This is a genomic window from Pseudomonas sp. (assembly GCF_051660785.1).
GTDB lineage: Bacteria > Pseudomonadota > Gammaproteobacteria > Pseudomonadales > Pseudomonadaceae > Aquipseudomonas.
Window position 1 is genome coordinate 57,075 of record NZ_JBOFQE010000046.1, and the last position, 22,795, is coordinate 79,869.

The following is a 22,795-nucleotide window of genomic DNA, read 5'->3' on the forward strand; positions in this document are numbered from 1 at the left end:
TACACCCTTTGAGCCTCGCTGTTGCGGGGCTTTTTTTTGGGTGAACCCCCTCCCCCTGTAGGAGCGAGCCTGCTCGCGATGCCGGCCTGGCAGCCGACCCGGCTTTTGCGGATGCACCCGGTCCCTGTGGGAGCTGGCTTGCCTGCGATGGCGGCCTGGCAGCCGACCCGGCTTTTGCGGATGCACCCTGTCCCCTGTGGGAGCGAGCCTGCTCGCGATGGCGGCCTGGCAGCCGACCATTTTCTTTCAGGTGTACATATCCATTTCTGCGGTAGCGGCGGCTATTGGTTCCGCCCTTACGGCGGGTCACTTTCGAAAAGCCTGCGCGGCCCGGCGCAAAGTCACCAAAGCGCTTCTGCCCCTTTCGTTCGGTGCCTTTGCCTTCGATTCCCCTCACATGGGCATGCCCCTCAGAGATTACGCGACAGCGCCCGGCGCACGCTGTCCCTGTTCAGCTCAGGGCTTTCAGGCTCGACCACAGTTTGCGCCGGAACAGGACTTTCAAGCTGAAAGGTCAGTTCAGCCTGGACCGGGCTTTCAACTTGAACAGGACTTGGCGCCGGAGTACGGCTGGCGGCCAGAGTGTCCAGCTTCGAGAGGTAGGCATTCAGGTCGCTGACCAGCAGTTTCTTACGCTGTCCCCCCTGATACAACGCGTAGCAAAGATAGCCCCCCGCCGCCAGCAGGCCGAGCCCGGCGGTGGCAATGCCGGCGACGCACAACCCAGACACGATCAGCACGGTCTTCCAGTTGAAAGGCGTCAACTCCAGCTCGGTATTCAACACGCTCGCGTCACGCAGAATCCAGCGCTTGGAGGCCGTATGGTTGAGCAAGATGGTGTGCAGCGGCGAGCCGTCCTTTTTCAGGGCACTGATGAGCGAGATTTGCTGGCCCGTGCGCAACGGAATGTCCACGCCGCGCAGCTTCACATCGTGCTCGACGCCGTCCGGGGTCTTGACCCAGAACTCATGGTTGATGATCGACACCGAACTGACGCGCACCGGCGTGAGATCCCCATCCTTGCCGTTCACAGGAACGCCGCCCGTGGTGGTCACACGGGTCTCGCTGAGTTTTTCGCTGCCCACCACTTCACCGCTCAAGACAGTGAAAACAACGGTTTTATCGGCATGGGTGAAGGTGTGCATTTCGATTCCTTTTTTAGACCCCACGTCGATCGACGTGCAGGAGAAAGATCCGTATGCCGCGGATGCTACTAAGTAGCCATTAGGCTGTCCAGAATTCGCCCTCACGCCCCCCTCTCCTGTAGCAGCTGTCGAGCCTTGGCGAGCTGCGTTCTATCAGCACAAAAGCACAAAAAGCACGCAGCCTCACCAAGGCTCGACAGCTGCTACAGGACAAGGGTGTACAGGTGCGCGCAACAACCATTCATCCCAAAGCGACACAAAAAACAATACGACACGTTATTTTCTGTTTGATATTAATTTATGTATCGCTTATAAAGTTCTCCATGCCCTCGATCAGATTCAAGGCGGGAGACCCCAAATGTACGCACAGCTCGTAGAAACAGGCGTAAAGCGCATAAAAGACCTGTCGGAAATGTCCGAACAGGAACGCGCCTTCCAGGAAAAAATCGATTCAGAAATAAAGATCGAAGCCAAAAACTGGATGCCAGATGCCTATCGCCAGACATTGATCCGGCAGATCTCCCAGCACGCCCACTCCGAAATCGTCGGCATGCTGCCCGAAGGCAACTGGGTCACCCGCGCACCATCGCTCAAACGCAAACTGCAACTGATGGCCAAGATCCAGGACGAAGCCGGCCACGGCCTGTACCTCTACAGCGCCATGGAAACCCTCGGCGCCGACCGCGACGAAGAAATCGCCAGGCTGCACAGCGGCAAGGCCAAGTACTCAAGCATCTTCAATTACCCGACCTTGAACTGGGCCGACATGGGCGCGGTGGGCTGGCTGGTGGATGGCGCCGCGATCGTCAACCAGGTGGTGTTGCAGCGCACCTCTTATGGCCCCTACTCCCGGGCCATGGTGCGCATCTGCAAGGAAGAAAGTTTCCACCAGCGCCAAGGTTACGAAATCCTCCTGACCATGATGCGCCACGGCAATCAGGCGCAAAAAGACATGGTCCAGGACGCGATCAACCGCCTGTGGTGGCCGTCGCTGATGATGTTCGGCCCAAGCGACGAACACTCGCCGAACAGCGCCCAGTCCATGGCCTGGAAAATCAAGCGCCAGAGCAACGACGAACTGCGCCAGCGCTTCATCGACCAGACCATTCCCCAACTCGAATTGCTGGGCTGCACCTGCCCCGATCCGGACCTGAAATGGAACGCCGAACGCGGCCACTACGACTTTGGCGAAATCCAGTGGAGCGAGTTCTACGAAGTGCTCAAGGGCAACGGCCCGTGCAACCAGGAACGTGTGGCCACCCGCCGCAAAGCCATTGAAGACGGCGCCTGGGTCCGCGAAGCCGCGGTCGCCCACGCTCGTAAAAAACAGAACAAAAACGCCGCCTGATCGGCCACCTGATGTGGAGTCAATGAAATGTCTGAATGGACCCTTTTCGAAGTCTTCGTGCGCAGCAAGCACGGCCTCAACCACAAGCATGTCGGCAGCGTGCATGCCGCCGACACCATCATGGCCATCGAGAACGCACGGGAGTTGTACACCCGCCGCAGCGAAGGCGTGAGCCTGTGGGTCGTGCCCTCGGCGCTGATTACCGCCTCGTCACCGGATGAGAAAGACCCGCTGTTCGACCCGTCGGACGACAAGATTTACCGCCACGCCAGCTTCTATGAGCTGCCGGCCGAAGTCGGGCACATGTGAGGTCGACCATGAACAACCAGACTGATCTGATCGAATACCTGCTGCGCCTCGGCGACAGCGCCCTGATCCAGGGCCAGCGCCTGTGCCAATGGTGCGGCAAGGCGCCGGCACTGGAAGAAGAACTGGCGCTGATGAACGTCGGCCTCGACCTCGTCGGCCAGGCGCGCAACTGGCTGGAATACGCCGCAGAACTGCTTAACGACGGTCGCGACGCCGATCACCTGGCGTTCCGCCGTGATGAGCGGGCCTACCGCAATCTGTTGCTGGTGGAACAGCCCAACGGCGATTACGCGGTGACCATCCTCAAGCAATTCCTCTACGACGCCTGGCACCTGCAAGTGCTCAGCGGCCTGAGCCAGTCCAGCGACGAACGCATCGCCGGGATCGCCGCCAAAGCGGTCAAGGAAGTGACCTATCACCTGCGCCGCTCCGGCGAATGGGTCGAGCGCCTCGGTGACGGTACCGAAGAAAGCCACAAACGCATGCTTGCGGCGATCCCTGAGGTCTGGCGTTTCACCGTTGAACTGACCAGTGCCGACGACAGCGAACAACGCCTGCACGCCGCCGGCATCACCCCGGACACCGCACAAGTCGCCGCTGCGTGGCAAGCCAAGGTCAACGAAATCTTCGCCAGCGCCACCCTGCCCGTGCCGGTGGCTCCGAGTTATTTCTACCTGAATGCACGCAAGGGATTGCACACCGAACACCTCGGCATTCTGCTGGCCGAGATGCAATTCCTGCCACGAGCGTACCCCGATGCAACCTGGTGAGCTGATCGCCAGCGACCTCGGCGCCCGGCCGGCTCAACCGACTGATCTGGCGGCGGCCTGGGCAACATTGGCGCAGGTCATGGACCCGGAAGTGCCGGTGGTCAGCGTCGTCGACCTCGGCATCGTGCGCGATCTCGACTGGCAGGCCGGTCATCTGCACGTGGTGGTCACGCCGACCTACTCCGGCTGCCCCGCCACCGAAGTGATCGAAAGCGACATCCGCGATGCGCTGGAACTCGCCGGCTTCAGGGCGCCGCAACTGGAACGCAAATTGACCCCGGCGTGGACCACCGACTGGATCACCGACAGCGGTCGCGAACGCCTGCGCGCCTACGGCATCGCGCCGCCCGAGGGCAGCACCAGCAAGCGCAGCCTGCTCGGCGAAAGCCCGGTGATCGTCTGCCCACAATGCGGCAGCGCCCACACCGAAGTGCTCAGCGAGTTCGGTTCCACCGCGTGCAAAGCGTTGTATCGCTGCGTCGATTGCCGGGAACCGTTCGACTATTTCAAGTGCATCTGAGCGGCGATCGGCCGTCCCAGCTGGAGAATAAAAATGAGTAAATTTCACAGCCTGACCATCAAGGACGTGCGCGCCGAAACCCGTGACGCCGTGTCCATCGCCTTCGAGATTCCGCAGCACCTGCAAGACAGCTTTCACTTCACCCAAGGCCAGCACCTGGTGATGCGTACCCAGATGGACGGCGAAGAAGTGCGCCGCTCCTATTCGATCTGCACCGGGGTCAACGACGGTGAGTTGCGCGTTGCCATCAAGCGTGTGGCCGGTGGCCGTTTCTCGGCGTTTGCCAACGAGCAGTTGCAGGCCGGGCACAGCCTGGAAGTCATGCCGCCCGCCGGGCATTTTCATGTCGACCTCGACCCGGCTCGCCATGGCAATTATCTGGCCGTCGCGGCGGGCAGCGGCATCACACCGATCCTGTCGATCATCAAGACCACCCTGCAAACCGAACCGCACAGCCGCGTCACCTTGCTGTACGGCAACCGCTCAAGCTCCGGCGCGCTGTTTCGCGAGCAGCTCGAAGACCTGAAGAACCACTACTTGCAGCGCTTGAATTTGATCTTCGTGTTCAGCCGCGAACAGCAGGATGTCGACCTCTATAACGGTCGGATCAACGCCGAGAAATGCGAGCAACTGTTCTCCCGCTGGCTCGACGTCAAGGCCCTCGACGCGGCGTTCATCTGCGGCCCGCAGGAGATGACCGAAACCGTGCGCGACAGCCTCAAGGCCAAAGGCATGCCGGCCGAGCGAATCCACTTTGAACTGTTTGCCGCTGCCGGCAGCGCGCAAAAACGCGAGGCTCGCGAGGCGGCTCGACAAGTGGATGCCGCTGTCAGTCAGATCACCGTCATCAGCGATGGCCGCGCCCTGGCGTTCGACCTGCCGCGCAACAGCATGAGCATCCTCGACGCCGGCAACGCCCAGGGCGCCGAACTGCCCTATTCGTGCAAGGCCGGCGTGTGTTCGACGTGCAAATGCAAAGTCATCGAAGGCGAAGTGGACATGGACAGCAACCACGCCCTGGAAGACTACGAAGTGGCTGCCGGGTATGTGCTGTCGTGCCAGGCCTTCCCGGTGAGCGACAAGGTTGTGCTCGATTTCGATCAGCTCTGAAACACCGCGCCCACAGGAACCACACCGTCCCCTGTGGGAGCGAGCCGGCTCCGGGCGGCGTTCCGACGATGACGGACTCATAGCCAACATTGATGTCGACTGATCCACCGCTATCGCGAGCAGGCTCGCTCCCACAGTTGTCCGGTGATATCCCAGATCCACTGTTGAACCCATAACAAAAACAAAAAGGACGCCATTCATGACACCCCAAGACATAGAACTCATCCGCCAGCACCCCGACTTTATCCAGTTGGTACGCCGCAAACAGAACCTGTACTGGTCGCTGTCGCTGATCATGCTGGTGATCTATTTCGGCTTCGTCTTGCTGGTGGCGTTCTCCCCCGCGACCCTCGGCCGATCCCTGAGCGGCGGCGTGACCTCGGTGGGCATGCTGGTCGGTGTGGTGATCGTGGTACTGGCCTTCGCCCTGACCGGTTTCTATGTCTATCGCGCCAACAACGTGATCGATCCGCTCAACGAAAAACTCAAGCAGGAGTGCGCCCGATGAGCCGTCTTCTGGCGTTATTCCTGCTGCCGCTGGCAGTGGTCACCGACATGGCGGTCGCGGCCGACGGCGCATCCCGCCCGTTGAACTGGAACGCCATCGGCATGTTCCTGGTGTTCGTGCTGTTCACCCTCGGCGTCACCCGCTGGGCTGCATTGCGCACCCGCTCGGCCAGCGATTTCTACACCGCAGGCGGTGGCATGAGCGGTTTCCAGAATGGCCTGGCGATTGCCGGGGACATGATCTCGGCGGCGTCCTTCCTCGGCATCTCGGCGATGATGTTCCTCAACGGCTACGACGGTTTGCTCTACGCCCTGGGCGTGTTGGCCGGCTGGCCGATCATTCTGTTCCTGATCGCCGAACGCCTGCGCAACCTCGGTAAATACACCTTCGCCGACGTGGTCTCCTATCGTCTGGAACAAACCCCGGTGCGCCTGACCTCGGCATTCGGCACGCTGACCGTGGCGCTGATGTACCTGGTGGCGCAGATGGTCGGCGCCGGCAAGCTGATCGAATTGCTGTTCGGCATCGACTACCTCTACGCGGTCATGCTGGTCGGCGTATTGATGGTGTTCTACGTGACCTTCGGCGGCATGCTCGCCACCACGTGGGTGCAAATTATCAAAGCGGTGATGCTGCTGTTCGGCACCACGTTCATGGCGTTCATGGTGCTCAAGCATTTCGGTTTCAGCACCGAAGCGATGTTTGCCGGCGCCACCGCCGTGCACGCCAAGGGCAACGCGATCATGGCGCCCGGCGGTTTGCTGTCCAACCCCATCGATGCGATCTCGCTGGGGCTGGGCATGATGTTCGGCACCGCCGGCCTGCCGCACATCCTGATGCGCTTCTTCACCGTCAGCGACGCCAAGGAAGCGCGTAAAAGCGTGTTCTACGCCACCGGTTTCATCGGCTACTTCTACCTGCTGCTGATCATTGTCGGCTTCGGCGCGATCGTGATGGTCGGCACCGACCCGGCGTTCCGCGATGCCAGCGGCGCGATCATCGGCGGCGGCAACATGATCGCCGTGCACCTGGCCCAGGCCGTGGGTGGCAACCTGTTCCTCGGTTTCATCTCGGCGGTCGCCTTCGCCACTATTCTCGCGGTGGTTGCCGGGCTGGCGCTGTCCGGCGCGTCGGCGGTGTCCCACGATTTGTATGCCTGCGTGATGCGCAAGGGTCAGGCCAGCGAGCAGCAAGAAATACGCGTTTCGCGCATTGCCACGCTGTGCATCGGCGTGCTGGCAATCATCCTTGGCCTGTTGTTCGAATCGCAGAACATCGCATTCCTGTCCGGCCTGGTGCTGGCCATTGCCGCCTCGGTAAATTTCCCGGTGCTGTTCCTTTCGATGTACTGGAAAGGCCTGACCACTCGCGGCGCGGTGCTCGGCAGCCTGATGGGGCTGGTCTCGGCGATCGTCCTGCTGGTGCTGAGCCCGGCGGTCTGGGTCAACGTCATGCATCACGACAAGGCGCTGTTCCCGTACTCCAACCCGGCATTGTTTTCCATGAGCCTGGCGTTCTTCAGCGCCTGGCTGTTTTCCGTCACCGACAAATCACCCCGTGCAGCCCTTGAACGAGGCCGTTACCTGGCGCAGTTCATCCGCTCCATGACCGGCATCGGCGCCTCGGGCGCCAGCAAACACTAATCCCCTTTTCATAACCCGGAGGAATCGTGATGCCCTCTTCACCTACACTGCATGCCCCTACCCTGCAAAGTTTCATCGCCGGTCGCTGGATCGGCCAACACGGCGCGCAAATCCTGCGCAGCGCCATCGATGGCCATGAAATCGCGCGCACCCACGAGGAGCGCCCGGACTTCGCGGAAGCCGTCGAACACGGTCGCCGCCAGGGCGTCAGCGGCCTGATGGCGCTGGACTTCCAGCAACGCGCCCAGCGTCTCAAGGCCCTGGCCTTGTACCTGAGCGAACGCAAAGAGCAGCTCTACGCCATTTCCCACCACAGCGGCGCCACCCGCGCTGACAGCTGGATCGACATAGAAGGCGGCAACAGCACGCTGTTCACCTACGCCAGCCTCGGCTCGCGAGAGTTGCCGTCGGGCAACATCGTCCACGAAGGCCCGGCCATGCAGCTGAGCAAACTCGGCACCTTCGCCGGCACGCATATCCTGGTGCCCCGTGGTGGCCTCGCGGTGCACATCAACGCATTCAACTTCCCGATCTGGGGCATGCTGGAAAAATTCGCGCCGAGCTTTCTTGCCGGCATGCCGTGCATCGTCAAACCGGCCAGCGCCACCAGTTACCTGACCGAAGCGGTGGTTCGACTGATGGACGAATCCGGCTTGCTGCCGGCGGGCAGTCTGCAATTGATCATCGGCAGCACCGGTGATCTGCTGGACCGCTTGCAAGGCCAGGACGTAGTGACCTTCACCGGCTCCGCCGACACCGCCGCCAAGCTGCGGGTCAACCCGAACCTGATCCGCAACTCGGTGCCGTTCAACGCCGAAGCCGACTCATTGAACTGCGCGATCCTCGCCCCGGACGTTTCGCCGGACGACGAAGAATTCGAACTGTTCATCAAGGAAGTCGCCCGGGAAATGACCACCAAGGCCGGGCAGAAATGCACCGCCATTCGCCGCGCCATCGTTCCGGCCAAACACATCGATGCCGTCGCCACTCGACTGCGTGACCGACTGAAGAAAGTGGTGGTCGGCGACCCGTCGGTTGAAGGCGTGCGCATGGGCGCACTGGCCTCCCACGATCAGCAAAAAGACGTCGCCGAGCGTCTGGAAAGCCTGCTGCAGAGCAGCGACATGCTGTTCGGGGCCCGCGACGGCTTCGAACCACGCGGTGAAAACGTCAGCCAGGGTGCGTTCTTTGCGCCGACTTTGCTGCAATCGCGCGATCCGCACGCCGAAGGTGGTGCTCACGATATTGAAGCGTTCGGGCCGGTCAGCACGTTGATGGCTTACGACGATCTGGACGAAGCATTGGCCTTGGCTGCTCGCGGCAAAGGCAGCCTGGTCGCGAGTTTGATCACCAAAGACCCGCAAATTGCCGCCAAGGCAATCCCGGTCGCCGCTGCCTGGCACGGCCGCTTGCTGGTGCTCGACCGCGACTCCGCCGCTGAATCCACGGGCCACGGTTCGCCACTGCCACAACTCAAACACGGCGGCCCGGGGCGTGCCGGTGACGGTGAAGAACTCGGTGGTCTGCGTGCGGTGAAACACTACTTGCAACGCGCGGCGGTGCAAGGCTCTCCGACCATGTTGGCGGCGGTCACCGGTGAATACGTGCGGGGCGCCAAGGTCATCGAGACCGAAGTGCATCCGTTCCGCCGCTTCTTTCAGGATTTGCAGATCGGCGAATCACTGCTGACTCACCGTCGCACCGTGACCGAGGCCGATCTGGTGAACTTTGGTTGCCTGTCCGGCGACCACTTCTACATGCACTTCGACGACATCGCCGCCAAGGAATCGCAATTCGGCAAGCGCATTGCCCACGGCTACTTTGTGCTGTCGGCGGCGGCCGGTTTGTTCGTGTCCCCCGCGCCGGGGCCAGTGCTGGCCAACTATGGTCTGGACACGTTGCGCTTCATTACTCCGGTGGGGATAGGTGACACGATTCAGGCGCGCCTGACCTGCAAGCGCAAGATTGATCAGGGGAAGAAGAGCCCGCAGGGGATTCCGCAAGGTGTGGTGGCGTGGGATGTGGAGGTGACGAATCAGTTGGGAGAGTTGGTTGCCAGCTATGACATCCTGACGTTGGTCGTTAAACGCGAAGACTGATCAGGATTTTTGGTTGATCACAGAGGGTGTGGTCAACCTGAATCCCATGTGGGAGCTAGCCTGCTAGCGATGGACGCTCAGACACCGCGTTCATTCAGACAGCACGCGTTATCGTTGACGTTCATCGCTAGCAGGCTAGCTCCCACGGGGGGCTTGGGTGGGTTGTAGAGTTGGGTCAGTGCTTGCGCAGCCATTCGATAAACAGCGCAAACAACTCCGACTGTGAACCGATATTCAACTTCAGATATAGATTCTTGCGGTGCATGCGCACGGTCTCCGGCGAGATACTCATCTGGCTGGCCGTGGACTTCACGGAGTGGCCGCGGAGCACCATGTGCGCCACTTCCCGCTCGCGTTCGGTGAGCAAGTCGCAACCGAACTGCTCGAAAGCTGACTGCACGCGTTGCCTTAGATCGTCACGCACACCCTGATTGACGTTGCTGTGCTGCAAGCCCCGACGTCCAAATTCGCTGATGAATTCGCGCACCAGCGGCTCAACCGCCCGCAGCAGATTCAGCTGCTCAACCCGCAGCCCTTCCCCGCCAAAACCCTGGAACAGGCTCACCGACACCTTGGTGTCATTGCCGGTATCGACAATGTAAAAACTGTCTTCCGAACTCCCGGCCTTCAAGTAATAAGTCTTGTAGTACTCGCTGTCGAAGAAGTTGTCCGGGGCGATATCCTCAAGGTGATAAAACCCCTCGGCCAGCCCCTGCTCCACCGCCAGGCAAAACGGATCAAGCAAGTAGCCGCCGGAAAAATAGCGGTCGATGATCGACTCCCGGTACTTTTCCGGTATGCCGCGCTGATACAGCAACTGCGGCGGACGGTCCTTGTGCTCCAGGCTGATCATTACCGATTCGATAGACACCAGATGCCCGAAGGCCGACGCCAGGAATTGCAACGCGTCGGGCTCATCGATATGGGCGAACGCCTGGCGCAGCTCGCCGTGCCATTTATGCAAGGCGCCGAAGGGCAAGGCGATCAATGTGTCGTCGTTTGGTTTACTCATGCCCCGCAGTCTAGCCGGTGAACCGGCACCTGTTAACCGCGGAGTCGACGAACTCATTGGCCGAAGTACTGGCCGTTTTGCTCGAGTTCGCCCGCCACTTCAAGGATGCACACCCGCAGGATTTCGACGATTTCATCCACCTGCGCACAGGACAGAATCAGCGGCGGCGACATCACATTGAGGTGCATGATCGGCCGTACCAGCAACCCTCGGGCCTGCGCCCGGGAGTGAATCATTTCGCCAATGTTGATCTCGTCGGCGAACAACGCCTTGGTGCGTTTGTCGGCGACGAATTCCACGCAGGCCATGAACTTCTGGCAGCGCACATCGCCCACCAGCGGCAAGTCGCTGAGTGTCGCCAATCGCTGTTCCAGATACGCGCCGACGACATCGACATGCTCCAGCAGATTTTCCCGCTCGATGATTTCAATGTTCTTCAACGCTGCCGTGCAGCACACCGGATGGCCGCTGTAGGTGAAGCCGTGGGTAAAGCAGCGGCCCTTGCCGGGTTCGGCAATGACTTTCCAGATACGGTCGGAAAAGATGCAGGCGCCCAACGGCAAGTAAGCCGACGTCAGCCCCTTAGCCGTGGTGATGATGTCCGGCTGAACATCGAACAGATCCCAGGAGGCGAAAAACTTGCCCAAACGCCCGAACGACGTCACCACCTCATCGGCGACAAACAGAATGTCGTAGCGCTGACAGACTTCCCACATGCGTTTCAGATAGCCCTTGGGTGGAATGATCACGCCGCCGGAGCCCATGATCGGCTCGGCAAAAAAGCCCGCGACCTTGTCCGCGCCGATGGAGAGGATCTTGTCTTCAAATTCCTTGATCAGAAACTCGAGAAACTGCGCCTCGTCCATACCCTCCGGCGCCCGGTAAGGATTGGGGTTGGAGACGTGGTGAATCTTGTCGTTGGCGTAATCGAATTCCGGCACGCGGTCGGCGGCCTTGTTGCCGATCGACATCGTCAGGGTGGTGGAGCCGTGATAGGCGTTGAAACGGGCGATGACGTGTTTCTTTTCCGGTTTGCCACGGCAGTTCTGATAGTACTGAATCAGGCGGTACGCGGTGTCCACCGCGGTGGAACCGCCGGTGGTCAGGAACACGTGATCGAGATCGCCGGGCGCAAGGCTGGCGAGTTTCTCGCACAACTGGATGGCGACGTTGTTGGACATGTCGGAAAACGGGTTCGAGTACGCCAGTTGACGGACCTGATCGGCAATCGCCAGTGCCATTTCTTCACGACCCAAACCGATGTTGGTGCACCACATGCCGCCGACCGCGTCCAGAAAGCGGTTGCCCTCGGTGTCGTAAATATAGGCCCCGTCGCCGGCAACAATGTTCAGGGAGCCCTGTTCGGCGTGTTCGTCGAACATGTGATAGCCGTGCATGTAGTGCGCTTTGTCGGCTTTTATCAGTTGCGCGTTATCAACGTCGGACACAACTTTCTTGATTGGAGTCGCCATAAAAAAACCTCAAACCGAACAATTAAACGATCAAATCCCGCTCTTCACCGTGCTCCAGACCCGGGTCATGGCGCGCATCTCTTTCGCGTCCTGGGTCTTTTGCGGAAACAGCCGCTGTCGCGTTTCGTCATCGGGATAAATCGCCGGGTTGTTGCGCACATCGGCGTGGACTAACGGTGTCGCCGCCGCGTTGCTGTTGGCGTAATGAATGAAGTCCGTCACGTCCGCCATGACTTGTGGCTGCATCAAGTAATCGAGGAACTTGTGCGCGTTGGCCACGTGGGGCGCATCGGCGGGGATGTACAAGTTGTCGAACCAGATCAGCGAACCTTCCTTGGGAATGAAATAGGCCAGTTTGATCTTCAACTTGGCTTCTTCGGCGCGGGCCATGGCGGTTGCGTAATCGCCCGACCAGGTCATGGCCATGCACACATCGCCATTGGGCAGGCTGGTCAGGTAGTTGACCGAGTCGAACTTGCGGATGTAAGGCCTGATGGACAACAGCAACGCCTGCGCCGCTTCCAGATCGGCCGGCGCGGCGCTTCTCGGATCGCGCCCGAGGTACTTCAGGGCCAGTGGAATGACTTCAGTGGGCGCATCGACCAGGGTCACGCCGCAATCGGCGAAGCGCGAAACGATTTTCGGATCGAAGATCATTGCCAGCGAGCCAATTGGCGCGTCCGGCATGCGCTCCAGGATTTTGTCGACGTTGTAAGTAATGCCGTTGCTGCCCCAGGTATAGGGCGCGGAGTACAGCGTACCGGCATCAAACCCTTGCAAGTCCTGCAAGACTTTCGGGTCAAGGTTGGTCCAGCCCGGCAGCAACTTCTTATCGAGCGGCTGGAACACTTTGGCTTTGATCAGCGGCGGCGCGAGGGAGGCGTTCAACACCACCAGGTCATAGCCGGAGTGGCCGGTCAGCAACTTGGCCTGAACCGTTTCATAGGCGTCAAAGGTGTCGTAAATCACCTTGATGCCGGTGGTTTTCTGGAAGTCGGCAATGGTTTTTTCGCCGATGTAATCCGCCCAGTTATACAACCGCAGCGTGTTGCTATCGTCCACTTCGGCGGCGTGGACGCCTGCCGACAGCGGCGCCATTAACGCACCAAGCATCACCAAGAAGGCCTTGCGCATAGCAAATTCACCTTATCAAGCGAGTTCCGATCTGGATGAGCGGATGAATCCACTATTGGTCGATTCAGTAAATCGCGCCATACCCCGAATGGGTGTGTGAGCCTGGCGATGGCCCGACATGGCAAAAAGCAGCAGTTTCGTTGACTTGTTTAGTCATAGATCCAGCGCCGGTCCCGCGCTTAGAGTGCCCCCATAGAGATCACCCAGGGTACGTACATGAACGACCTGATCAGGCAAGAACGAAATGAAGGCGTCCTGACGCTCACGTTTGACCGCCCCGACAAGCTCAACGCGCTGAACAACAGCATGTATACGCAGCTGGCCGACCTGTTGCTGGCCGCTGATGAAGACGCTGAAACCGGCGTGATCATTCTCACGGGCGGTACTTCGTGCTTTACCAGCGGCAATGACCTGGCGGATTTTCTCCAGCATCCGCCGACCGATCTGGACAGCCCGGCGTTTCGCCTGATGCGCGTGGTCACCTACCTGCAAAAACCGTTGATCGCGGCCGTATGCGGCGCGGCCATTGGAATCGGCACCACCCTGCTGCTGCATTGCGATCAGGTGCTGGTCACGCGCAATGCGCGGTTGCGCACGCCGTTCGTGAACCTGGGCCTATGCCCGGAGTTCGGTGCCAGCTTGCTGCTGCCACGCCTGCTCGGTCATGCCCGGGCGGCGCGTCTGTTGCTGTGGGGTGACAGCCTGGACGGTGCCGCCGCCGTCGCATGCGGATTGGCCAACGAACTGTTCGACGACGGGCCACAGTGCCTGGCGGCCGCAGAGCACATGGCTCGTCGACTGCTGGCGCTCCCTCAGGAAGCCCTGCGTCAGTCCCGGCAATTGCTCAAACAGACGTCAATGCCGGAACTGCAAGCCACTATTCGCCAGGAGAACTTGCTGTTCATCAAGCGCCTGAAAACCCCTGAGGCGCAGGCAGCGTTGAACGCACTCCTTAATCGCAGCACTGAAAAGAACCCATCGACAGGAAAGCCTTCATGAACACCCCAGACGTATTTGTTGTCAGCGCCGCACGCACCGCCATCGGCTCCTTTGGTGGCGCGCTCAAAGATGTGCCGCTGGCCGATCTGGCGACCACCGCCGTCAAGGCCGCCCTGGAGCGCTCCGGCGTGGACCCGGCGCAAATCGGCCATCTGGTGATGGGCAATGTGATCCCGACCGAAACCCGCGATGCCTACATTTCCCGGGTCGCTGCGATGAACGCCGGCATCCCCAAGGAAACACCCGCCTACAACGTCAACCGCCTCTGCGGATCAGGCCTGCAAGCCATTATCAGCGCAGCCCAGACCTTGATGCTCGGCGACGCCGAAATCGCGATCGGCGCCGGTGCAGAGTCCATGAGCCGTGGCCCGTACCTGATGCCGTCCGCCCGTTGGGGTGCGCGCATGGGCAACGTCCAGGCCATCGACTACATGCTGGGCATCCTGCATGACCCGTTCCACGGCATCCACATGGGCATCACTGCCGAGAACGTCGCCCTGCGCAACGGCATCACCCGCGACATGCAGGACGCCCTCGCCCTGGAAGATCAGAAACGCGCGGCGTTCGCCATCGCCAATGGCTACTTCAGTGAGCAGATTGCTGCAGTGGAAATCCGCGGTCGCAAGGAAACGACACTGTTCAGCGTCGACGAACATCCGCGTTCCACCACGCTGGAACAGCTGGCGCAGATGAAGCCGGCGTTCAAGAAGGACGGTTCGGTCACTGCCGGCAATGCCTCGGGCCTGAACGACGGTGCTGCGGCACTGGTCATGGCCACCGGCAATGCGGTTCAGGCCAACAACCTGCGCCCGCTCGCCCGCCTGGTCAGCTATGCCCACGCCGGCGTGGAACCGGAACTGATGGGCCTGGGCCCGATTCCCGCCACGCGCCTGGCGCTGAAACGCGCGGGCCTGACCACCGCCGATATGGACGTGATCGAAGCCAACATCGCCTTCGCCGCCCAGGCCTGTGCGGTCAGCCAGGAACTGGAACTCGACCCGGCCAAGGTCAACCCGAACGGCTCGGGCATATCCCTCGGTCACCCGGTGGGCGCGACCGGGGCAATGATTGCCACCAAAGCCATCCACGAACTGCACCGCATCAATGGCCGATATGCGCTGGTGACCATGTGCATTGGCGGTGGTCAGGGGATTGCGGCGATTTTTGAGCGAGTCTGATTGTCAGAGCGATGTCCGGTGCAATGCCGGACATCGCAAGACAAAAGCCCTCTTCAACACCGACCCCAACCGCACAATACGCTGAGCATATGCTGAATGGCTTTGTGGCCAGACTTCGGCATTTCTTAAGCAATGGCATTCCTTGCTCTTACCGCCAACAACAAGGCCAACCCGCCGCACAGTAACAACGTTTCGCCCAACGCCTGACTCCAGGCTGCGAGCATCAGCCCAGCGCCGATCAACAGGTAGTACAGCAAACCAAACAGCGCACCGGCCGTGCCCAGTCGATCGCCATAATTGGCCAAGGCAGAGCCGAGGATGTTCGGGATCGCCAGGCCGAACGCCAGTACCACCAGCAGCATCGGCAGTACAAACAGCACACTTTCCTCCAGCAACCACACGCCGCTGGCGCCGACCCACGTCAGCGCTCCCGCCAACTGGATCAACTGCGGACCACTCGCGCCGCGACGCAACAATCGTTTGTTGAGCCAGGCGCCGAGGCCGGAACCCAGGGCGAGAATCACGCCGCTATAGCCGAACCATTGCGCACTCATGCCCAGTCGTTGAAACATGAACGGGCCGAGGCTGTAGTAGCTGAACAAGGCAATGTTGAACAGCGCCACCAACAGCGTCGAGCGCCAGATATCTCGGTCTCGCAGCATTCTCCATAGCGTCTCGAGCAGCGCGGGTGTCGTGACATTTTGCGGGCGGGTTTCCGGCAAGGTCCGCAGGCACCACAGCCATAACACCGAAGACAACAGCAACAGGCAGACCAGCACGCCTCTATAGCCGAACGCCTGCACCAGACTCGCTCCGGTAAACAGGCCTATTGCGGGGCTGGCCGCCAGTGCGATGCCCATCACCGAAAACACCTGGGCCAGTTCTGCGCCTTTGAAGCGGTCTCGCAACAGGGTTTGCGTGCCGACCGAGCCGACCGCCGCACCGAACGCGGCCAGCGCCTGGGCCATCAGCAGCACATCAAACGTTCGAACGTTCAACGCCAGCACCGAGGCACCGAAATACAGCGTTAGCCCGGCGAGCATCGAGGGGCGGCGACCGATGCGGTCGCACATCCGCCCCCACACCACAACACCGAAGGCGAATGCCAGAAAAAACACCGACAGGGTTCGCGCCGCTTGTTGCGGCCCCACGGCAAAGGCCTGGCCAATATCCGCCAGTGCCGGGCTGTAAAGGGTTTGGGCGATCTGGGGAAACATCAGCAACGCGATCGCCAGGATCAGCAGGCTTTTGGAACTCATCACAACTTCACTCTTCAAGGAAAACTGGCGAGCAGCTTAAAGAGCGTTGACTGACGTATTATCCAGATCCTGACATTTAATCGTTTAAATCGGACAACCATGGCTTGGCTTGATGCTCACACGCGATTTAATCCCGACGACTATTCGGCTCCAGTGGTCGGCATCGCCGCGACCTTGGGCGATCACGATTCCGGGCTGCATCGGCATCAGCGCGGCCAGTTGCTGTTCACCCGCCAAGGCTGTACGCGCATCATCCTCGCGCAGCAGTTGTGCCTGTTGCCGCCCTCCCGTGCCGCGTGGATTCCGCCGGGGATCGAACACCGCGCGGTGATGCAGCAGAGCGTCGACTACCGCTCCATCTACCTGACAGCTGATGTGTGCGCCGAGCTGCCGCAGCAGGTCTGCGTGATTGAAGTCAGCCTGTTGCTGCGGGCGGTGCTGGAGCCGATTGCGCTTGCCGACTTCGACACCGATTGGCAGCAGGGAAAATTTGTTCACCTGCTGGGACTTTGCCTGAGCGAAATTCGCGACGCAGTGCAGCAATCGATGCTGTTGCCTTTGCCGTGTGACAAACGCCTGGCGCCGCTATTGGCAACGCCCGAACGACTGCCGCCGGAACTTCAGGTACTGGAAAAGCAAATCGGCGCCAGCGGCCGCACCATCGGGCGAATCTTCCAGCGTGAAACCGGCATGAGTTACCAGCAATGGCGCCAACAGTGGCGGCTGATGCGAGCCATGGAACTGCTCGCCACCGGACGCAGCATCAGCTACAGCGCTTTCGAATCGGGATTTGCCAGCGACAGCGCGTTTATCGCTTTCTTCAAGGACATGACCGGCACCACCCCTGGCCATTGGCTCAAGTAAACACCTGACGACCGGCAGCAAAAATAATTTGCCACTAAATATTACCTACGTCATATTACACGCGTAATAAAGACCCGTTTCCCATAGGTATTCATTCAAATGACCAGCATGCCCAGCCTCGAACCCGACGTTGCTGTCCCGGTGAGCAGACCCAGGCCTCCCTTGCTCAAACGGTTGATCCTGCTGACGGCAGCCATTGCTGCCCTGGTGTTTGCCGGGCTGTACGCGACGCACTGGTGGACGGCCGGCCGTTTCATCGAGGAAACCGACGATGCCTATATCGGCGGCGACGTCACGGTGATCGGCCCGAAAGTCGCCGGGTACATCGAAGAAGTGCTGGTCACCGACAATCAGCAGGTCAAGGCCGGCGATGTGCTGATCCGCCTCGATTCCCGCGACTACCGCGCCAACCTGGCCAAGGCCGAAGGCGCGGTGGCTGCCGAGGAAGCGTTGCTCGCCAACCTCGATGCCACCGAACAACTGCAACACGCCGTGATCGGCCAGGCCCGCGCCGGCATTGATGCCGCCGGTGCCGAAACCGCCCGCTCACGGGACGACAATGCGCGCTACAGAAAACTGGTCGGCAGCAACGCGGTCTCGGTGGAAAGCGCCCAACGCGCCGACGCCACGTTCAAGACTGCCCAGGCCCTCAGTTCACGAGCCCAGGCCGAACTGCTGGCCGCGCAACGTCAGTTGAATGTGATCGCAACGCAAAAACAGCAAGCCCGGGCCGCACTGATGCAGGCTCATGCCGAACGTGATCTGGCGCAGTTGAACGTCGGTTACACCGAACTGAAAGCACCGGTGGACGGGGTGATCGGCAATCGCCGTGCGCGGGTCGGCGCTTATGCGCAAGCGGGTTCGCAACTGCTGTCGGTGGTACCGTCCAGTGGTCTGTGGGTCGATGCCAATTTCAAGGAAGATCAACTGGCGCGCATGATTCCGGGTCAGCGGGTAATCATTCATGCCGACGTGCTGTCCGGGCAGGAATTCCACGGTCATCTGGGCAGCCTCGCGCCGGCCAGTGGCTCACAGTTCAGCGTGCTGCCGCCGGAAAACGCCACCGGCAACTTCACCAAAATCGTTCAGCGCGTGCCGGTGAGAATCATCCTCGATCCGGCTGATGGCGTGCTCGGTCATCTGCGTCCAGGCCTGTCGGTGACTGCTGAAGTGGACACCCGCAAAGAAGCCGAAACCCCAGCTGTGGCCAGCGCGCCATGAGCCGTGCCCTCGCCGCCCCCGCGCAACCGTTCAATGCTGCCAGCATGGCGACGGCGACCAAAGTCTTCGCCTTCGCCACCATGTGCATCGGCATGTTCATTGCGCTGCTGGACATCCAGATCGTTTCCGCCTCATTGCGAGACATCGGCGGCGGGCTCTCGGCCGGCACCGACGAAACCGCATGGGTGCAAACCAGCTACCTGATTGCCGAGATCATCGTGATTCCGTTGTCTGGCTGGCTGTCGCGCGTGTTTTCGACGCGTTGGCTGTTTTGCGCTTCAGCGGTGGGTTTCACCCTGGCCAGCCTGCTCTGCGGCGCGGCCTGGAACATCCAGAGCATGATCGCCTTCCGAGCCCTGCAAGGCTTTCTTGGCGGTTCGATGATCCCGCTGGTGTTTACCACCGCGTTCTTTTTCTTCACCGGCAAACAACGGGTGATCGCGGCCGCGACCATCGGCGCGGTGGCTTCGTTGGCACCGACCCTGGGGCCGGTGATTGGTGGCTGGATCACCGATATTTCATCCTGGCACTGGCTGTTCTACATCAACCTGGTGCCGGGCATTTTCGTCGCGGTGGCGGTGCCGATGCTGGTGAAAATCGACCAGCCGGAACTGTCGCTGCTCAAGGGCGCCGACTACTTGAGCATGGTGTTCATGGCGTTGTTTCTCGGCTGCCTGGAATACACCCTCGAAGAAGGCCCGCGCTGGAACTGGTTCAGTGACAGCACGATTCTGACTACCGCGTGGATCAGCGGCCTGGCGGGTCTGGCCTTCATCGGCCGAACCTTGCACGTGGCCAACCCGATCGTCGATTTGCGCGCCTTGAAAGACCGCAACTTCGCCCTCGGCTGTTTCTTTTCGTTTGTTACGGGGATCGGCCTGTTCGCCACGATTTACCTGACGCCGTTGTTTCTTGGCCGGGTGCGGGGCTACGGTGCGCTGGACATTGGTCTGGCGGTTTTCTCCACCGGGGTGTTCCAGATCATGGCGATCCCGCTGTACGCCTTTCTGGCCAATCGCATCGACCTGCGCTGGATCATGATGACCGGCCTTGGGCTGTTCGCGCTGTCGATGTGGGATTTCAGCCCGATCACCCATGACTGGGGGGCTAAAGAATTGATGCTGCCGCAAGCGCTGCGCGGCATTGCCCAGCAACTGGCGGTGCCACCGGCGGTGACATTGACCCTAGGCGGACTGGCGCCAGCGCGGCTTAAACATGCGTCGGGGCTGTTCAACCTGATGCGAAACCTGGGGGGCGCCATCGGCATCGCCGCGTGTGCGACCATTCTCAACGACCGCACCAACCTGCATTTCACCCGGCTGGCGGAGCACCTGAACAGCACTAACGAATCGTTGAATCAATGGCTGTCCCAGGTGGGCAACAACTTCGCCGCCCTCGGCCAGAGCGGCGACGCCGGCGTCACCGCCAGCCTGCATCAACTCTGGCTGCTGACCTACCGCGAAGCCCAGACACAAACTTACGGCGACGCGTTTCTGATGATCATGGTCTGCTTCATCATTGCCACGGCGATGGTGCCCTTGATGCGCAAGGTGCAACCACCGGCCGCGCCGTCAGCGGATGCTCACTGATCAGGCTTGAGGCATTTTGCGGAAACCCACTGCCAGGCGGTTCCAGGCGTTGATGGTGGTGATGGCCACCGTCAGGTCGACCAACTCCTTCGGGCTGAATTCGGACGCCGCCAGTTCGTAGTCTTCATCCGGGGCGTGAGTCTGGCTCAGCAGGGTCAAGGATTCAGTCCACGCCAGGGCCGCACGTTCACGCGGGGTGAAGAACGGCGTTTCACGCCAGGCCGACAGCGTGTACAGACGGCGCTCGTCTTCACCGCCCTTGCGGGCATCGGCGCTGTGCATATCCAGGCAGAAGGCACAGCCGTTGATTTGCGAAGTGCGCAGCTTGACCAGCTCGATCAGGTTTTTTTCCAGCGGAAGTTTCGACACTGCGGTTTCCAGCGCGATCATCGCTTTGAGGGCGTCGGGGGAAGCGGTGTAGAAATCGAGGCGAGGTTTCATGGCAGGCTCCAGGATACAAAGTGGGTGTGGAGCTACGTTAATCCCGCACCGACCTGCGGCAAATAGCCAATTATTGGGAAGTTGGAGATGCCAATGACGGGTTAAATAATCCACATGGGTAATTGCCATCACCACATCGGCGCACATAGAATGCGACTCATTCTTGATAACGCGGCCAGGATGCCGGAAACGAGTACTTCCTGCCCATGTCGTCCTCCTCCGTAATGCCTTCAACACACGCCACTTCGCCGAGTTCCCTGTCACATTGGTACATGGAGTCTTTGTTGTGGGAATTGCCGGAGCAGGCACGTGAAGAATTTCTGCGATCGCAGATTCATGGACATGGCCGCGCCCGAATTGCAGCGCAGCAGTCGGCGCACAAAAAACCGCTGACGCGTCGGCAATCCCTCGCTTATCTGGCGTTGCTGTTGATCACCGGCCCCGTGGGCATGGTTTGGCAACATGCGCCCTTTGAGAACTGGAACAGTCAAAACCGTCCTCTGGCCGGTGAACAGCTGATCCGCCAGGCGCCCGTTGCCGGCGCACTCGATTGCATCCGCACCAATGACCTTCGCCCTTCTATGCCCGATTGCGCAGCCACTGCAAAAACCCCTTCTTCGCCACCACTTTAGGCACTTCCTGAGTCAAGGTTTGCGCCTTGTGCAAGCGGAAATCCAGCAACGCCTTCATCGCTTCGCTGATGTCATGCCGCGCATCCAGGCACGGTTTGAGGTAGTCCTTCTCGATGCGATACAAGCTGCAAGGGGTCTTGGCGGTGAACTCTGCCGGCAGCGCGGTATCGGACAAGATCCCGCCCTCGCCGATCACCTCGCCCGGCCCCATGCGCCCGGATTCGAACTTGACCCCGCCACGGCTCAACTGCACCGAGACCACACCCGACTCGATGATGAACAGGTGATCGCTGACCTCCCCCGCCGGCAAGATCATTTCACCGGCGCGGAAGGTTTGCAGTTTCATGTTCTGGCTGAAGGTTTCCTTCTCTTCCTGACGCAGGGTCGAGAAAATGTTCGAGCTGTCCAGCAACGCCCGTGGCCGTGACAGCTCGGCGGGCGCGTTGGATTCTACGTTCGACAACAGGCTGACGCCGGACGCCTGCAAGTGCCGGTACGCCAGGTCGAACAGCAGATTACGCACCATGCGTTTCTGGTCCATGGAGACCACAAAACCGCTGATTTCGTACTCCACGCCACTGGCGCTGGAACCTTTCAACGCGACGCTTGGCGCCGGTTTGTTCAACAGATAACGGCAACCCTGCATCGCCCGTTCCAGCGCGTCGAGCACCGTTTGCGGGCGCGCATGCGGACTCAGTTGCAAGCTGATCGAGACGCCGAACATATCGCTCGGCCGGCTGAAATTGACGATCTTGGCCTTGGCCGCCAAGGAGTTGGGAATCACCGCCATGCTGCCCTGGGCGGTTTGCAGGCGCGTGGCGCGCCAGTCGATGTCGGTGACCCGCCCTTCGGTGCCGTCGATGGAAATCCAGTCATCCAGTTGATAGGGCTTGGTGGTGTTGAGCACGATCCCGGAGAACACATCGCTGAGGGTGCTTTGCAAGGCCAGGCCGACGATGATCGCCAACGCACCGGAGGTGGCGAGCACGCCTTTGACCGGCAGTTCGAGCACGTAGGCCAGGGCGGCGATGACGGCGATCAAGAAGATCACCGCACCGAGCAGATCTTGCAGCAACCGCCCGGTGTGCCCGACCCGTTGCATCATCAGCGCACCGATCAGCACCGTCAAAGTACGTGCGCCGAACAGCCACCAGCCGATCTGCAACCCGGTTGCCGCCAGGTGCAGCGGCACGTTATCGGCCCAGGGTGCCGGCTCCAGCGGGTTCATGCCTTCGTTGAAAAGCAGGACACTGAACAACCCAAAAATCACCAGCCGCACGACCAGTTTCCAGTTGCTGCCGCTGGTACTGATCAAGCGCCACAAGCCGAGATCGATCAGGATCAGGACCATAGCGCAGATCAGTGGATGATTGGTAAGCAGTGACAGCATCAAGCAACTCCAGCCATGTACGGATGGGCACAGTGTAGGAGCAATTGATGTCTTCAGAACATCACAAAAAACTGTAGGAGCCGGCTTGCTGGCGATGGCGGTCTGACAGTCACTGAAATGTTGACTGCTCTACCGCTATCGCCAGCAAGCCG

At 60.5% G+C, this 22,795-nt stretch carries 20 protein-coding genes; 13 read left to right on the forward strand and 7 right to left on the reverse strand.

Annotation, left to right across the window (positions count from 1 at the left end):
* Positions 1-410: 410 nt before the first annotated feature.
* Complete coding sequence (locus tag ACRC4F_RS11460; RefSeq protein WP_438659420.1) at positions 411-1,145, reverse strand: hypothetical protein; 735 nt, start codon at positions 1,143-1,145, stop codon at positions 411-413.
* Positions 1,146-1,503: 358 nt separating this feature from the next.
* On the opposite strand from ACRC4F_RS11460, the gene paaA reads away from it, so the two are divergent.
* The 8 genes from paaA (at position 1,504) to paaZ (ending at position 9,452) form a co-directional block, all read left to right on the forward strand.
* Positions 1,504-2,493 carry a 1,2-phenylacetyl-CoA epoxidase subunit PaaA gene (gene paaA, locus ACRC4F_RS11465; protein WP_438659421.1) on the forward strand — a complete coding sequence of 330 codons (990 nt, stop codon included), beginning with the start codon at positions 1,504-1,506 and terminating at the stop codon, positions 2,491-2,493.
* 27 nt (positions 2,494-2,520) lie between these two features.
* Complete coding sequence (paaB, locus tag ACRC4F_RS11470; protein ID WP_438659422.1) at positions 2,521-2,802, forward strand: 1,2-phenylacetyl-CoA epoxidase subunit PaaB; 282 nt, start codon at positions 2,521-2,523, stop codon at positions 2,800-2,802.
* A gap of 8 nt (positions 2,803-2,810) precedes the next feature.
* Positions 2,811-3,572, forward strand: coding sequence for a 1,2-phenylacetyl-CoA epoxidase subunit PaaC (paaC, locus tag ACRC4F_RS11475; protein ID WP_438659423.1), 762 nt, complete (start codon positions 2,811-2,813; stop codon positions 3,570-3,572).
* Entirely contained in the window at positions 3,559-4,092 is a 534-nt protein-coding gene (gene paaD / locus ACRC4F_RS11480) for a 1,2-phenylacetyl-CoA epoxidase subunit PaaD (RefSeq protein WP_084321006.1), read from the forward strand. The genes paaC and paaD overlap by 14 nt, the downstream gene beginning before the upstream one ends.
* A gap of 33 nt (positions 4,093-4,125) precedes the next feature.
* Positions 4,126-5,202: a 1,2-phenylacetyl-CoA epoxidase subunit PaaE gene (paaE, locus tag ACRC4F_RS11485; RefSeq protein ID WP_438659424.1), complete on the forward strand. Its 1,077-nt coding sequence runs from the start codon at positions 4,126-4,128 to the stop codon at positions 5,200-5,202.
* A gap of 199 nt (positions 5,203-5,401) precedes the next feature.
* Entirely contained in the window at positions 5,402-5,710 is a 309-nt protein-coding gene (locus ACRC4F_RS11490; RefSeq protein WP_438659425.1) for a DUF485 domain-containing protein, read from the forward strand.
* Positions 5,707-7,353 carry a cation acetate symporter gene (locus tag ACRC4F_RS11495; protein ID WP_438659426.1) on the forward strand — a complete coding sequence of 549 codons (1,647 nt, stop codon included), beginning with the start codon at positions 5,707-5,709 and terminating at the stop codon, positions 7,351-7,353. The genes ACRC4F_RS11490 and ACRC4F_RS11495 overlap by 4 nt, the downstream gene beginning before the upstream one ends.
* A gap of 29 nt (positions 7,354-7,382) precedes the next feature.
* Positions 7,383-9,452 (forward strand): phenylacetic acid degradation bifunctional protein PaaZ, encoded by a 2,070-nt coding sequence (gene paaZ, locus ACRC4F_RS11500; RefSeq protein WP_438659427.1) that lies wholly within the window; start codon positions 7,383-7,385, stop codon positions 9,450-9,452.
* Between the two features lie 175 nt (positions 9,453-9,627).
* Here the strand turns inward: paaZ and ACRC4F_RS11505 are convergent, their stop codons facing one another.
* From ACRC4F_RS11505 to ACRC4F_RS11515, 3 genes are read right to left on the reverse strand one after another with little or no spacing between them, the layout of a single operon-like run.
* Entirely contained in the window at positions 9,628-10,464 is an 837-nt protein-coding gene (locus tag ACRC4F_RS11505) for a helix-turn-helix transcriptional regulator (RefSeq protein WP_438659428.1), read from the reverse strand.
* Between the two features lie 53 nt (positions 10,465-10,517).
* Positions 10,518-11,936 (reverse strand): aminotransferase, encoded by a 1,419-nt coding sequence (locus tag ACRC4F_RS11510; RefSeq protein WP_438659429.1) that lies wholly within the window; start codon positions 11,934-11,936, stop codon positions 10,518-10,520.
* A gap of 30 nt (positions 11,937-11,966) precedes the next feature.
* Positions 11,967-13,070 carry a polyamine ABC transporter substrate-binding protein gene (locus ACRC4F_RS11515; RefSeq protein WP_438659430.1) on the reverse strand — a complete coding sequence of 368 codons (1,104 nt, stop codon included), beginning with the start codon at positions 13,068-13,070 and terminating at the stop codon, positions 11,967-11,969.
* Positions 13,071-13,286: 216 nt separating this feature from the next.
* Here ACRC4F_RS11515 and ACRC4F_RS11520 point away from each other — a divergent pair, with 216 nt between their 5' ends.
* Together ACRC4F_RS11520 and ACRC4F_RS11525 are read left to right on the forward strand one after the other, a co-directional pair.
* Positions 13,287-14,069 (forward strand): enoyl-CoA hydratase, encoded by a 783-nt coding sequence (locus tag ACRC4F_RS11520; RefSeq protein WP_438659431.1) that lies wholly within the window; start codon positions 13,287-13,289, stop codon positions 14,067-14,069.
* Positions 14,066-15,247 (forward strand): acetyl-CoA C-acyltransferase family protein, encoded by a 1,182-nt coding sequence (locus tag ACRC4F_RS11525; protein WP_438659432.1) that lies wholly within the window; start codon positions 14,066-14,068, stop codon positions 15,245-15,247. The genes ACRC4F_RS11520 and ACRC4F_RS11525 overlap by 4 nt, the downstream gene beginning before the upstream one ends.
* A 125-nt stretch (positions 15,248-15,372) precedes the next feature.
* Here ACRC4F_RS11525 and ACRC4F_RS11530 read toward each other — a convergent pair whose 3' ends face one another.
* Complete coding sequence (locus ACRC4F_RS11530) at positions 15,373-16,506, reverse strand: MFS transporter (protein ID WP_438659433.1); 1,134 nt, start codon at positions 16,504-16,506, stop codon at positions 15,373-15,375.
* A gap of 99 nt (positions 16,507-16,605) precedes the next feature.
* Between ACRC4F_RS11530 and ACRC4F_RS11535 the strand changes: the two genes are divergently transcribed.
* From ACRC4F_RS11535 to ACRC4F_RS11545, 3 genes are all read left to right on the forward strand, one after another.
* Entirely contained in the window at positions 16,606-17,370 is a 765-nt protein-coding gene (locus ACRC4F_RS11535) for an AraC family transcriptional regulator (RefSeq protein ID WP_438659434.1), read from the forward strand.
* A gap of 99 nt (positions 17,371-17,469) precedes the next feature.
* A complete protein-coding gene (locus ACRC4F_RS11540; protein ID WP_438659435.1) occupies positions 17,470-18,591 on the forward strand; it encodes an HlyD family secretion protein in 1,122 nt (373 codons plus the stop codon).
* Positions 18,588-20,180, forward strand: coding sequence for a DHA2 family efflux MFS transporter permease subunit (locus ACRC4F_RS11545; protein WP_438659436.1), 1,593 nt, complete (start codon positions 18,588-18,590; stop codon positions 20,178-20,180). Before ACRC4F_RS11540 ends, ACRC4F_RS11545 begins: the two co-directional genes overlap by 4 nt.
* Here the strand turns inward: ACRC4F_RS11545 and ACRC4F_RS11550 are convergent, their stop codons facing one another.
* Positions 20,181-20,621, reverse strand: coding sequence for a carboxymuconolactone decarboxylase family protein (locus ACRC4F_RS11550; RefSeq protein WP_438659437.1), 441 nt, complete (start codon positions 20,619-20,621; stop codon positions 20,181-20,183).
* Positions 20,622-21,200: 579 nt separating this feature from the next.
* The gene (locus ACRC4F_RS11555) at positions 21,201-22,643 is read right to left on the reverse strand and encodes a mechanosensitive ion channel domain-containing protein (protein ID WP_438659438.1); all 1,443 of its coding nucleotides are present in this window, start codon (positions 22,641-22,643) and stop codon (positions 21,201-21,203) included.
* Positions 22,644-22,795 lie beyond the last annotated feature (152 nt).